Source organism: Roseivivax jejudonensis (assembly GCF_900172265.1).
Classification (GTDB): Bacteria; Pseudomonadota; Alphaproteobacteria; order Rhodobacterales; family Rhodobacteraceae; genus Roseivivax; species Roseivivax jejudonensis.
Map to the genome: position 1 here is coordinate 21,592 of NZ_FWFK01000008.1, position 12,695 is coordinate 34,286.

The 12,695-nt window shown below is 62.8% G+C and carries 13 protein-coding genes and 1 pseudogene; 12 read left to right on the forward strand and 2 right to left on the reverse strand.

Features of this window, described 5'->3' with window-relative positions:
* Nucleotide 1 precedes the first annotated feature (1 nt).
* The 8 genes from pobA (at nucleotide 2) to catC (ending at nucleotide 7,196) form a co-directional block, all read left to right on the forward strand.
* Nucleotides 2–1,171, forward strand: coding sequence for a 4-hydroxybenzoate 3-monooxygenase (pobA, locus tag ROJ8625_RS18230; RefSeq protein WP_085793365.1), 1,170 nt, complete (start codon nucleotides 2–4; stop codon nucleotides 1,169–1,171).
* A 20-nt stretch (nucleotides 1,172–1,191) separates the two neighbouring features.
* The gene (locus ROJ8625_RS18235) at nucleotides 1,192–1,620 is read left to right on the forward strand and encodes a protocatechuate 3,4-dioxygenase (RefSeq protein ID WP_085793366.1); all 429 of its coding nucleotides are present in this window, start codon (nucleotides 1,192–1,194) and stop codon (nucleotides 1,618–1,620) included.
* Between the two features lies 1 nt (nucleotide 1,621).
* On the forward strand, nucleotides 1,622–2,497 hold the full coding sequence (locus tag ROJ8625_RS18240; RefSeq protein WP_085793367.1) for a class III extradiol dioxygenase family protein: 876 nt from the start codon (nucleotides 1,622–1,624) through the stop codon (nucleotides 2,495–2,497).
* A gap of 16 nt (nucleotides 2,498–2,513) precedes the next feature.
* Nucleotides 2,514–3,413 carry a Gfo/Idh/MocA family oxidoreductase gene (locus tag ROJ8625_RS18245; RefSeq protein WP_159456802.1) on the forward strand — a complete coding sequence of 300 codons (900 nt, stop codon included), beginning with the start codon at nucleotides 2,514–2,516 and terminating at the stop codon, nucleotides 3,411–3,413.
* 674 nt (nucleotides 3,414–4,087) lie between these two features.
* A complete protein-coding gene (gene dctP, locus ROJ8625_RS18250) occupies nucleotides 4,088–5,083 on the forward strand; it encodes a TRAP transporter substrate-binding protein DctP (RefSeq protein WP_159456803.1) in 996 nt (331 codons plus the stop codon).
* 7 nt (nucleotides 5,084–5,090) lie between these two features.
* Nucleotides 5,091–5,615: a TRAP transporter small permease gene (locus tag ROJ8625_RS18255; RefSeq protein WP_085793370.1), complete on the forward strand. Its 525-nt coding sequence runs from the start codon at nucleotides 5,091–5,093 to the stop codon at nucleotides 5,613–5,615.
* Nucleotides 5,612–6,892, forward strand: coding sequence for a TRAP transporter large permease (locus ROJ8625_RS18260; RefSeq protein WP_085793371.1), 1,281 nt, complete (start codon nucleotides 5,612–5,614; stop codon nucleotides 6,890–6,892). Before ROJ8625_RS18255 ends, ROJ8625_RS18260 begins: the two co-directional genes overlap by 4 nt.
* A 4-nt stretch (nucleotides 6,893–6,896) precedes the next feature.
* On the forward strand, nucleotides 6,897–7,196 hold the full coding sequence (gene catC, locus ROJ8625_RS18265) for a muconolactone Delta-isomerase (RefSeq protein ID WP_085793372.1): 300 nt from the start codon (nucleotides 6,897–6,899) through the stop codon (nucleotides 7,194–7,196).
* 60 nt (nucleotides 7,197–7,256) lie between these two features.
* On the opposite strand, the gene nrtS is transcribed toward catC, so the two are convergent.
* Both nrtS and ROJ8625_RS18275 read right to left on the reverse strand, forming a co-directional pair.
* Nucleotides 7,257–7,487, reverse strand: a complete 231-nt coding sequence (nrtS, locus tag ROJ8625_RS21235; protein WP_200813340.1) for a nitrate/nitrite transporter NrtS — start codon at nucleotides 7,485–7,487, stop codon at nucleotides 7,257–7,259.
* 65 nt (nucleotides 7,488–7,552) lie between these two features.
* Entirely contained in the window at nucleotides 7,553–8,614 is a 1,062-nt protein-coding gene (locus tag ROJ8625_RS18275) for a maleylacetate reductase (RefSeq protein WP_085793373.1), read from the reverse strand.
* Between the two features lie 211 nt (nucleotides 8,615–8,825).
* Between ROJ8625_RS18275 and ROJ8625_RS18280 the strand changes: the two genes are divergently transcribed.
* From ROJ8625_RS18280 to ROJ8625_RS18295, 4 genes and pseudogenes are all read left to right on the forward strand, one after another.
* Nucleotides 8,826–9,758: an MBL fold metallo-hydrolase gene (locus tag ROJ8625_RS18280; protein ID WP_159456804.1), complete on the forward strand. Its 933-nt coding sequence runs from the start codon at nucleotides 8,826–8,828 to the stop codon at nucleotides 9,756–9,758.
* Nucleotides 9,739–10,881, forward strand: coding sequence for a muconate cycloisomerase family protein (locus ROJ8625_RS18285; RefSeq protein WP_085793375.1), 1,143 nt, complete (start codon nucleotides 9,739–9,741; stop codon nucleotides 10,879–10,881). The genes ROJ8625_RS18280 and ROJ8625_RS18285 overlap by 20 nt, the downstream gene beginning before the upstream one ends.
* Nucleotides 10,882–10,917: 36 nt before the next feature.
* The gene (locus ROJ8625_RS18290) at nucleotides 10,918–11,328 is read left to right on the forward strand and encodes a hypothetical protein (RefSeq protein WP_085793376.1); all 411 of its coding nucleotides are present in this window, start codon (nucleotides 10,918–10,920) and stop codon (nucleotides 11,326–11,328) included.
* A 155-nt stretch (nucleotides 11,329–11,483) separates the two neighbouring features.
* Nucleotides 11,484–12,443: pseudogene (locus ROJ8625_RS18295) on the forward strand (transposase); the annotation flags it as partial.
* Nucleotides 12,444–12,695 lie beyond the last annotated feature (252 nt).

Genomic DNA, 12,695 nt, shown 5'->3' on the forward strand with positions numbered 1-12,695 from the left:
TATGCGCGTTCAAGTTGTCATCATCGGCGGTGGGCCGGCTGGTATGCTGCTGTCGCATATTCTGGGTCGCGCGGGCATCGATGTGTTGGTCCTCGAGCGCCGCGCTCGTGCGCATGTCCTGTCCCGAATTCGCGCGGGCGTGCTGGAGGCCGGAACTTGCGAGGTGCTGCGCAAACACGGCGTTGGCGAGCGGCTAGATCGTGAGGGCGAAGCGCATGACGGCATTCGCGTTCTCTGGCAAGGCGCCGAAAAACCCTTCACCATCGACACGCTTGCTGAAACCGGCCGCCCGATGACAGCCTACGGGCAGACGAAGATCACAGAGGATCTTTACGCTGCGCACGATCCGGCTTGTGTCACATTGATAGAGAATGCCGAAGACGTGAGGCTCTACGACATTGAGTCCGAGGCTCCCTACGTCACGTGGATCGAAGATGGTGCGCAGAAGCGCGCGGACTGCGACTGGGTCGCGGGATGCGACGGGTTTCACGGAGTCTCCCGCCGGTCGATCCCTGAAAGCGTCCGCCGCGAGTATGAGCGTGTCTATCCCTTCGGATGGCTCGGCGTCATGTCCAGAGTGCCTCCGCTCGAGCATATTTCCTACGCGCATCATGAGCGTGGCTTCGCGCTTGCATCGCAACGTGGACCAAACCTCGCGCGCTATTACGTCCAGTGTGCTGCGAGCGACCGGGTCGAGGACTGGTCCGACGATCGTTTCTGGAGTGAACTTCTCGCGCGCCTTCCCGAGGACGAGGCCGGAAAGGTCACGACCGGTCCTTCGATCGAGAAGTCTATCGCACCGCTGCGCTCCTTTGTCTCCGAGCCGATGCGCTGGGGGCGGCTCTGCCTCGCTGGCGACTCCGCACACATCGTGCCGCCGACAGGCGCAAAAGGGCTGAACCTCGCCGTCTCGGACGTGCATTACCTCAGCGAGGCGCTTATCGCGCATTATCGCGGAGATCACGGTCTGATCGACCGCTATTCGCAGACTGCGCTGGCTAGGGTGTGGGGGGCGATCCGGCTATCCTGGTGGCTGACGACGTTCCTGCACACCTTCCCAGAAGAGACTGAATTCGAACGTCGCCTGCGCCAAACCGATTTCGACCGGCTCAACAACTCGCCGGCCGCGCGTACCGATCTCGCCGAGCAGGTAGTCGGTCTGCCGCTCTGATGCTCACCAAGGAGGCGCCCATGGCACAGGACAACGACGACATCTCAGCCCGGATCGCGCAGGATAAGGCGACCGCGCGCTCACTCGAAGGCACCTACCTCTTCGACGGTGCGCGCTCAGGCGTAAACTATCCACTCAACAAGATGTGCATGTCGTTAACCTCCGACGCGAACCGGAAGGATTTCGCGGCAGACGAGGACGCGTATTGCGACCGCTATGGTGTCTCACCCGAAACCAAGGCGATGGTGTTGGCGCGCGACTGGATCGGTCTCATTCGTTCGGGCGGCAACATTTACTACGTCTTCAAGCTCGCTGCGATCGATCATGTTTCGATGCAGCATGTCGGAGCGCAGCAGAACGCGATGTCGCTCGATGAATTCCGAGCCAAGCTAAACGGCTTCAAGGACGCTGATCGTCCGCAGATAACCCCGGAAACGAAAGGAAGCTGAGATGGCCAAGCTTGTCGGAGCAGTCACCACCTCTCACGTCCCCTCTATCGGCATCGCCATGGACAAGGGTATTACCCAGGACGACTACTGGAAACCGCTTTTCGACGGTTACCTGCCCGCAAAGGAATTCGTGAAGGAACTAGCGCCAGATGTGACGATCGTCGTCTATAATGATCACGGGTTGGAAGTGTTCCTCGACCGCGTACCAACTTTTGGCATCGGCGCGGCTGCGGGATACGAGTCTGGGGATGAGGGCTGGGGACCGCGCCCCATTCCGCCATTCTTGGGGCATCCCGATCTATCCTGGCACCTCATCGAGCAACTCGTCGCACGTGAGTTTGACATGACGATGTTTCAGGAGATGAAGGTCGATCACGGCTTCACCGTCCCGATGTCTGTCGCTTTCGGTGGCCCCGCTGGAGAAGTCGACGAATGGCCCACCAAGGTCGTGCCGCTGACCGTCAATACGATCCAGTTCCCACTGCCTCAGCCTGCGCGATGCCTAAAGCTTGGTCAGGCGATCCGCAAAGCGGTGGAAGCCTACCCCGAGGACCTTCGGATCATGGTGCTGGGTACGGGTGGGATGTCGCACCAACTCCAGGGAGAGCGGGCGGGGTTTATGCAGCCACCATTCGATAGGATGTTTCTCGACAAATTCGCGCCAGAACCGGAAGAGCTCGCGAAGATCCCGCTTGGCGACTACATGAAGAGTGCAGGTCACGAGGGCGCTGAACTGATCATGTGGCTGGTCGCGCGCGGGGCGCTTAATGATGCGCGCGAAGTCTATCGTCACTACCACGTCTCAGCCTCGCTGACGGCGGCGGGTCTGGGTTGCTACGTGGACGCCGAGAGTCCCCACGCTGCCTTCGCCGCTTGAGATGCGACTGGGGTTGATGGGCGAGGGCGCGATCGCTGAAATCCACATGGAAGCTCTGGCAAGTACCTGCGCGCAGGTGACGCATCTGGTACCGGGAGAGACGGAGACGGGCGCGCGTTTTGCGTCAAAACACCAAATCAGTTCGATCTGCAACCTTGACGAACTTCTCGCTTCGGACGTTGACGGTGTCATCGTGGCCACCCCATCGGACCTCCACGCCACCCACGCGCAAGCGCTTGCGAACCGGGGCATACCCTCATTGGTCGAGATTCCCATGGCCACGCGCCTGGAGGACGCAGAGGCGCTTGCCATCCTTCATGCACCGCTCATGATCGCGCACACGCGGCGTTTCTCACCCGCGCACCGGGCCATGAAGGCGCGCATTGAGAGCGGCGAGACACTCCAACACCTCGTGGCCCAAACGTATTTTATGCGCCGCGAGAATCGAAACATGATGGGCAAGCCGCGCACTTGGGTCGACAGCCTTATCTGGCACCATGCCGTTCATAGCGTCGATCTGTTTCTATGGCTTACCGGTGATACTACGCCGGACATCGCCGCGCTCGCGGGACCGCCGCATCCAGAGATGGGCTGCGTGATGGATCTTGCAGTCGTTCTAAGGTCCCGAGCGGGCACGCTCATGACTCTGGCGTGCTCGTTCAACAATGACGGACCTTTCGGTGGCTTCTATCGATATGTCTGTGAGGGCGGGACCTGGCACGTCTTTCGCGATGAGCTCACTGATGCCGGGGGTGCGTCGGTGGCGACGGAAGGGGCAGGTGGGTTTGTCTCACAAGATCAGACATTTCTCGACGGGATTGCGGGTCACAGTGAATTTGAACCGACGCCCACTACCGCACTACCCGCTATGCAGATTGTCGAGAAGATTGCTCGTATCACTGATGCGCTCTTTTGAGCTGGCCACTCGCTTATGCGCTCTGGCGTACGCGTCTTTTTCCGGCTATCGGTCTGGTAAATCACGATCTTTCCAGAACTCCACTTGACGACGTATGCGGGAAAGACACCGGCGATAGGGCATAACCGACGTGCGTTCTCGCATTAAGGGTAAAGTTTCAGGTGGATAGTGCCTGTTTAAGTCAAGATCGCTCCGGCATTAGTTACCCCGTGGTGCTTCCATCTTTTCTTGATGTGTCTGACTTCATGGAGTTCGATGCCTTCCCCCTCGTTGTCCAATAGGATCGCCGTGTAGCAGGATTCGGCAGAGATCGCAGGTTCTCATATGCGCGAGTTTGCGCGGATGCCGAGACGGCTCGTGATTGCGGGATCGTCCCGCCTGACCCACGGCAAAAGGATACGTCCTTTAGCTGTTCATGCCGATGAGCAGTAACACGTCGCCTTATCGTTCGGTTAAATCGCGCGACCGTCGGTCGGCAATCCAAAGGTGTTCCCTCGCGCTCGCGGCATAGCTCGGGTCACCAACAAGATGGCTGATCGAGACAGATGCCATCAGTGCTGCGGTCGCCCTACGATGGGGCATACGGCTTCGGTATGAAACGGAAGCGGAAACGGTATTCGACCGCATGGTTTGGTCGAGACAGTGTATGCTGCAATTGTCGAAGGGAGGACGACATGCAGACGATTCTGACCGGTGCAATACTTACTTTCGTGCTGGCTACCGCGCCGGCAACGGCGCAGGACTTCAAGCTCAAGGTTTCGCTGGAATCTCCGGATGGCCACGTCAGGAACGAGGCTTTCGATCGCTTTGCCGACCTTGTGTCTGAACGGACCGATGGCCGCGTCGCTATCGAGGTCTTTGGGTCCGCCTCGCAATACAGCGGAGCCGAGGTGCCGGCGGCGCTTGCTCAGGGTAGCATCGACATGGGCGCCCCTCTCTACTTGCATGTCGGCCGTTTCGTGCCAGAGGCTCAGTTCGCCGATCTGCCGATGGCCTACGGCGCGGACGAGGCGCAGATTTACGCCGCCGTCGACGGCCCATTCGGTGCGGAGTTGCATACCAGGATCGAAGACACACTCGGCGTGCGGGTGCTCGGACGACCCTTCGGCGTCGGTCACGCCATTCTCTACACCACGGATAAGAAGGTGGAGACGACAGCGGACATCGCGGGACTGAAGTTGCGCGTGCCGGGCGGCGCTGCGAGCGTCGAGCGTTTCCGCGTAATGGGTGCAAACCCGGTCAGCATTCCGTGGCCCGATGCGCCTCAAGCGCTTAGCCGCGGAACTGTGGACGGGACCCTTTCCACTGATGAACCCATTCGTTCCGTCGCAATGTGGGACAGCGGCGTGTCGCACGTCTTCCTCGATGGGCAATCCTATTTCATGTATGTGCCGCTGGTATCCGGCGCGGCCTGGAGCCGCCTTCCCGAGGAGCTGCAAATCGTCCTGACCGATACCTGGGAAGAGATGATCGCGGACACCCGGAAACGCGCGAACGCGCGATGGATGGAAGCGCGCCGGATCAACCAGGAGAACGGAATCGAGCCAGTGGAGGCGTCCGCGGACGATCTGCTGGCCATGCGCGAGAAGCTCTTGGCGATCCAGCCGGATCTCGTGAAAACCCTCGGCATGGACCCGGACCTGATCGATCTGGCGCAAGAGGCGTTTTGATCCCGACATGATGGGTCGCATCGCACGACTTGCCGCGACGGGCCTCGACCTTGCCGGGGCCCTCCTTGCCCTCGTCGCGATCTTCCTCGTGACCTGGGAGGCCGGCACGCGCTACGTTGCCGCGCGGTATTCGAACGACTGGGGAACGGAGGTCGTGATCTACCTGCTGGTCTGGTCGGCGGCTCTGGTAACGGCCCGCACGGCATTTGAGACCCGCCACGTCTCCGCCAATGTACTCATCGATCTCGCGCCCCTGCGTATCCGGCAGGCGGCCTTCCTCGTGGCGCTGGTGGCCGGAATCGCGTTCGGAGCGCTCCTCGCCGTCTACGGCGCGGAGGTCGTCCGGTTCGCTATACGGTTCGGGACCACTGGAGACAGCAGCCTCAGGCTGCCTATGGCTTGGTATTATTCGGTCCTCCCGACGATGGGGGCGCTGCTGTCCATTGGTTACGGGGTCCGTCTGGCACGCTTCGTCGCCGACCCCGCCGCGCGGCTGCCGGGCCAGACGCCGATCGAAGGCGAGGTCGCATGAGCCCGCCGGTTCTGTCTGTCGTTTTCCTGTCGCTTCTTGCGACCGGCATTCCGATCTTCCTGGTTCTCGGAGGTCTGTCGTTCCTCCTCTACTGGATGGACGGCACGCCGCTGATCAGCCTCGCCCAGCTCTACGGCGACCGTCTGAACAGCATCACGGTCGTGTCTATCCCGCTTTTCGTGATCGCTGCGCAGTTCATGCAGAAAGGCGGGATCGCGCAGGCCCTGATCGACTGGGCGGAGGCATGGGTCGGCCGGGTGCCGGGGGGGCTTGCCGTCGTTTGCGTTCTCGCCACGACCGTCTTTGCGGCGATCAGCGGCTCGTCCACCGCGACCGCGATGGCCATGGGCCTGATCGTAATTCCGGCTATGCTGAGATCGGGCTACGCGCCGTCCTTTGCGGCCGGGACGGTCGGCGCCTCCGGGACCCTCGGGATCCTAATCCCTCCCAGCCTTGTGTTCATCCTGTACGCGATCGTCGCCGAGCAATCCATTCCCCGCCTTTTCCTGGCCGGGGTCGTGCCTGGCGCGATCCAGGCTTGCCTCTTCATCCTATACGCGATCTGGCACGCGCGCCGAGCTGGATATGCGCCGAGCCCGCGTCCCGATCCCGCCGCCTTCCGGCGCGCTAACTTTCGTGCGCTGCCGGCCCTTGCGATCCCGCTCGTCGTTCTGGGGGGTATTTATTCCGGGATGCTCACGGTGTCCGAAGCGGCAGGTGTCGCGGCGCTGCTGTCGATGGTCGCAAGCGTCGCAATCTACCGACAATGCCGCGTCGCCGAGGTGCTGCCCACGATCGCCGAGGCGCTGGCGCTGACCGCAGTTCTGTTCTTCATCATGATCGGGGCTATCAGCTTCTCGCACTGGCTTATCTCGTCGGGGATCAGTACGCGCATCGTCGAGATCTTCACCGGCAGCGGCCTTACCACTTGGCAATTCCTGCTCATGGTCAATCTGCTGCTCATCTTGCTCGGGACCTTCCTCGAGGTCTTCGGTGTCTTGTTCATCGCGGTGCCGGTCCTGCTGCCGATCGCTTTGGGCCTCGGTGTCGATCCGATTCATTTCGGTGTGATCCTTGTTATCAACATGGAACTGGCATTCATCACGCCGCCCGTCGGCCTCAACCTCTTCGTTCTGCAATCCATCAGCACGATTCGCATCGCGGAGATCTTCCGGGGGATTCTGCCCTACATCCTGATCCTCGCCGCGCTACTGCTCCTCGTCACCTACGTGCCCGCGGTATCGCTCTGGCTTCCGAACCTGGTCTACGGAGGCTGAAACGGTGTTGTTTCTAGTCAGGATGGAGGTAGACTGGCCCAAGGACATGGACCCGGAGGCGGGCAGGGCGCTCGTGGAGGCCGAGCGCACCTACAGTCAGCGATTGCAGCGCTACGGCAAATGGCGGCATCTGTGGAGGATCGCCGGTGTGTTTGGCAACGTCAGCGTCTTCGACGTCGACAGCCACGACGAGCTGCATGAAATCCTGTCGAACCTGCCCTTCTTCCCGTATCTCAACATTGAGATCACGCCGCTGGCGCGGCATCCAAGCCGCATCGACGCACCGCCGGCGGCGCCGCCCTGACCACCGCCTGCGGGCCGTCAGGGGCAGGGCGGCACCGGACCGGGCCTAGTGCGCGACCTTTCACAATCCCAAGCGTGTCGGATGCGTCTTCGCATTCGCGTCCATGTCTCCCATCGTGTCACGGGGAACGTTCCGTTCGAGCACAGCCAACACGGACGACACGGTCGAGACCGTGTAGGGGACGAGAAAGGTCACCGCGACCTTTGCCCATTGAGGGGCATCCATTGTTCCGTGCCAGATGGCGTCGCCGTGGTTGATGACCGCGATGACGTGCCCGACGATGAGCGCCATGCCCGCGGCCCGCCGCACCACCCGCGGGGCGGTGGCGAGGCGGAGAATCTGGCGTAAAGATCTCCTCATGCGTCCGGGCGCGCGCCCTGCCACGCGGCGCGAAAGACAGACCGCAGACCCTCGGCATCGACATCGCGCGGGTTGTAGTACGGCTTGTCGAGCGCGATCTCCACGGCGCGTTCGATGCCGTCCTCTGGCATGCCCAGATCGCGCAACGCTGTCGGCGCACCCGCGGCGCTTGAGATGTCGAAGAAGGCGGCGGCAGGAGTTTGCGATCCGGTGGCACGCCGGAGTGCTTCCATCACGTCGGGGACCGCGGGGGCATTGTAGGCAAGGGCGTGCGGCAGCATGACCGTATGGGTTTCTGCGTGCGGTAGATCGAACGAGCCGCCGAGGACGTGGCAGAGCTTGTGATGCAAAGCCACTCCGCCGGACCCTAGACATACTGCGCAGAGCCAAGCACCGTAGAGCGCGTCGGATCGTGCGCCCGTGTCCTGCGGCGTGTCGCGCACACGCTCCAGCGCCTCGGTCAGTTTCGCAATGCCGTCCTCCGCCATCAGCGACAGGACCGGGTTCGCTTCCTCGGCATAGAGCGCCTCGACCGCGTGGGCGAGCGCGTTCATGCCCGACGTCACCGTCATGAGCGGCGGCAGCGTCAGCGTATGCGTCACGTCGTATATCACGGTTTCCGGAAGGACCTTCAGCGTCGTCTGCGTCGTCTTCTTGCCGCCGTCGGTCTGACCGATGATCGGTGTCATCTCGGAGCCCGCGTAGGAGGTCGGCAGCACGATCTGTGGCGCGTCGGTGCGCAGGGCGATGGCCTTGCCAAGACCAATCGTCGAGCCGCCGCCGATGGACACGACACAATCGGCGCCGCTGTCGCGGTACTGTATCACTGCCGCGTCCGTCACCTCCACGGGCGTGTGCATCGCCGCACCTGGAAACAGCCCAGCCGAGATCGGACCCAGCAGGTCGCACAGATAGCGGCCCAAGGCGGCTTGGGCTTCGGTCGTGAGGACCAGCGCCTTCCTGCATGCCAGTCTTTCGACCTCCGCGGGCAGCAGCGACGTAGTGCCCGTCCCGAACAGGACCCGAGCGGGCAGACCGGTATAGGTGAAATTCTGCATCGTTTGCCTCCCAACTCTTTCGGATGGTCTAGGCAGTTCGGGTCATTCCGTCCAATGCCGTTGGGGCCATTTGTTTATGCGCGAAGCGTATCGGTTGCGGCGGAGGTTTAATACGGTAAGCGCATCCCGCTCTGCGAGCTAAGGTATTGGATTGCATTGCATGCGGTATGCCCCAATCGCGGCGCGAAAGTTGACGCCGGAAGGAGGCAGCATGGCCATCGGTCAGATACCCCGTATGTCCCCCAAGACGATCGGGGACCTCGACGTGTTCAGCCTGCTCGATACTGCCGGGCCGACGCGACCGCCTGGCGACATGCTTAAGGACGTGCCCGAGGACTGGATGAGCCGGCACGGCGGGTGGCTCGCCCCCGACTACGTCGACCCAAGCACCGGCACGATGCGCATGGCTTACCAATCTTTCCTGATCCGTGGGCCCGCGACGATCCTCGTCGACTGCGCCGTCGGGGAGGACGGAGAGTTTCCAGCCCGGCCTGACTGGAATCACGCGAAGTCGGACTGGCTCAACCATCTGGGGCAGGCCGGCTGCGCGCCCGAAGACGTCGACATCGTCTTTCTCACGCATCTTCATCCGGACCATACCGGATGGCTGACACGGAAGACCCCGGAAGGCTGGACGCCGACCTTTCCGAAGGCGCGCCACGTGACGAGCGATACGGAGCTCGAATTCTGGCTCTCTCGACACGAGGAGTTCGCCTTCATGGGACGTTCGGTCGACGACAGCATCAAACCGGTCCACGCGGCCGGCCTGTTCGACACGATCTCTCCCGGGCGGAGCCTTGCCCCGGGTCTCGGCGTGGTCGATCTAGCCGGACACTCCCCCGGCATGATCGGCCTCGAACACACAAAGCATGATCGCACCGTCGCGGCATTCAATGCCGATCTAATGCACCACCCCCTTCAGATGGCCGAACCGGAATGCGCAACGATTTTTTGTCACGACCCCGAGGCTGCCGTGGCGACCCGAAAGTCGGCGCTGGCACGCTATGCGCGGGACGAGACGCTGATGTTCTGCAACCACTTTCCCGGCGAATGTGCCGGCTACGCCGTCGCTGAGGACGAGGGATACCGCTTCGTTCCCGAGGCCGGCGCAGCGAGAGGCGGACATGCTCAAGACGTTGCCTGAGGGCGAGACGGCGCGCATCGACCGGGTCGAGACGATCCTTGTCGATCTGCCGTTCCGGCGATTGCAGAGGTTCGCCCGTCTCGACGCGACTGGCCAGACCTCGCTGCTGGTCCGCGTGACCGACAGCGACGGTGCCGAGGGGATCGGCGAGGCGATCGTGCCCTGCGGTCCTTGGTGGTCAGGCGACAGCGTCGAGACCATGAAAATCATGATCGACGCCTATTTCGCACCGGCGATGATCGGCTGGCCGGTTATGTCGGTCGAGGCGATGCTCGAGGGTCTCGACCGCGTGGCGCGCGGCAACGCCTTTGCCAAGGCCGGTCTGGAGATGGCCTGCCTAGACCTAATCGGCCGGCGGCTCGATGTGCCGGTTCACGTCCTGCTCGGCGGTGCGCGGCGGACAGTCTGCCCGGTGGCCTGGCCGCTGGCCAGCGGCGACCCCGGTAAGGATCGCGCCGAGATCGACGAGATGCTCGAGACCGGACGCGCCTCTGCCTTCAAGGTGAAGGCCGGGGCAGGGGATCTCGACGCTGACATCGCCCGTCTGACGGACCTTGCAGCGGCGCTCGACGGGCGCGCCGGGCTGAGGGTCGACCCCAACGAATCCTGGTCCGAGATCGAGGCGATCCGCGCGCTGCCAAAATTCGCCGAACTCGGCGTGGAACTTGTCGAGCAGCCCGTGCCGCGCGAACGGCTGGCGTGCATGAGCCGGATTGCGGCCCGCTCCACAATCCCCGTGATGATCGACGAAGGGGCCTGGAGCGAGACCGACATGATCGAGGCGGTCACAACGAGCGCCGCGCATGTCGTGTCGCTGAAGATCATGAAGTCCGGCGGCATCCGGGCGGCACGACGCATGGCCGACATCGCCCATGCCGGGGGTATCATGCTCTACATGGGCACGTTCCTTGAGACCGGGATTGGCACCGCCGCAGGATTGCAACTGGCAGCGAGCCTGCCCGGTCTGCCGTTCGGCGGAGAAATATTCGGCCCGATGTTGCAGCGGGACGACCTGCTCGTCTCGCCGATCCGCTACGAGGACGGCGCAGCCCATCTGCCGGAGGGACCGGGGCTCGGCATCGAGATCGACGAAGACAAGTTGCGCCGGTATGCGCGCGATTGACGCACCGGCACCACATTCGCTGACAGGAGCAACCGCATGTCCGCAAAAAATCTGGCACGCGCCGCTGCCATTCTGTTCGGCCTCTGGGGCGTCCTGCATGTCGCGGCGGCATGGCAGGTTGCCAACCTTGCCGGAACACTTGAGGCCGGTGCTATCCGGGGCCGCGTCTCCCAAGTCGCATTCTTTCTCTTGGAGTTTGCACTTCTGTCTATGGCGTGTGTGCCTTCGATCTGGCGCATCAGTCCCGGCGGGTACCTCGTCGCGGCCGCAGCGACGACAGCGGCTGACATCCCGTTTGTCTTGTTCCTGGTAATTCCGGGCCATGTCGGCCTGCCGACTAGCGTGATCGGTCCGTCCATCTGGATCGCGGCCGTCGTCCTTGGAGCACTTGCATTGCGACGCAGCCCTAACACCGGCGTCTACGTGACAGGCGCAAGACGCGGGTGATGACGCCCCGGTAATGCCGGCGGGGACATGGCGCAATGCGGTTTATTTTGGCTAGTAGCTCTTGCAGTATCGAGGAATGCACGCAGTGAAGCTTCTATTTTGAACTGGCCGCTTTTTCGACCAGACACCTAGGCGTAGCCATGGAGGTTGAGCACGTGCCTGGGCACGTGCGTATGTCCGAGATAGAGATCATCACCGATGGCGGCCGCCGGCGCCGCTGGCCGGTCACGGAGAAGCTGCGGATCGTCGAGGAGACGTTGGAGGATGGCGCCAGCTTCTCTGTCGTCGCGCGCCGGAATGGCGTGGCTCCGAACCTGCTGTTTCGTTGGCGTCGTCTGATGCTGGACGGAGGAGCGGTGGCCGTGTCCGAGGATGACGATGTGACCAGCAACCGTGCCGTGCGGCAGATGGAGGATCGTATCCGCGAGCTCGAGCGCCAGCTCGGCCGCAAGACGCTCGAGGTCGAGATCCTCAAGGAGGCGCTGGACAAGTCGCGCTCAAAAAAACGGACGTGGCTCGCGCAGTCGCAGCCGAAGGGCGGTTCCCGGTGATGGCTGTGGCCGAGACCCTGGGCGTCTCCCGGTCGAACCTGCATGCTCGGCTGAGCGGGAGCGCAAAGCCGCGACGGCGCTGCCGTTGATCGAGGCATAGGTCGCCGCGCGGCCGACCTATGGCTATCGCCGCATCACGGCGCTTCTGAACCGGCGACTGCGGGCGGACGGCGCGGCGCCTGCGAACCACAAGCGCGTGTGTCGCATCATGCAGGCCCATGGCCTCGTGCTGGCACGAGCTCATGCGGAGAGGGCGGAGCTTGCCCACGACGGCAAGGTCGTGGCGGTACATTCGAACACTCTTTCGCCAGTGGGCTCGAACCAGTGGCGCCTTAACTGGCTCACGGCTCCAACGGGTTCGAGTTCATCTGCTGGAACAATGACATCACCCTTGGCGCCTTCAACATCCACGCGCAGGACCGCGAGATTATCTCCGGGCGCGCCGTGGCGGGCGCCAACATCAGCGGATCCAACGTTCACGACATGATGCTGGAGGCCGTGAAGGCCTGGTTCGGCGGCTACCGCGCTCCGCATCTCGTCGCGGTTCTGAGCTATACCGGCTCTTGGCGAGCCGTCTCTTCGACGATCTCGACGGGTAGAAACAGCGTGTCGGTCTCGTCGCCCTATTCGGGCGCGAACCGCGGGTCCTTCAGCCAAATGAAAATTCTGGTTGGCGTTCAGATCGTAGCGACGCGCCATCTGCGCGACCGAGCCCCCGGACATCCGCGCCTGCGCGCAAACCATGCGCTTATCATCGTCGTTCCACTTCCTGCGCTCGCGCGGTTGCCCCACCAGAGACCCCGTAGTGTCCACTTC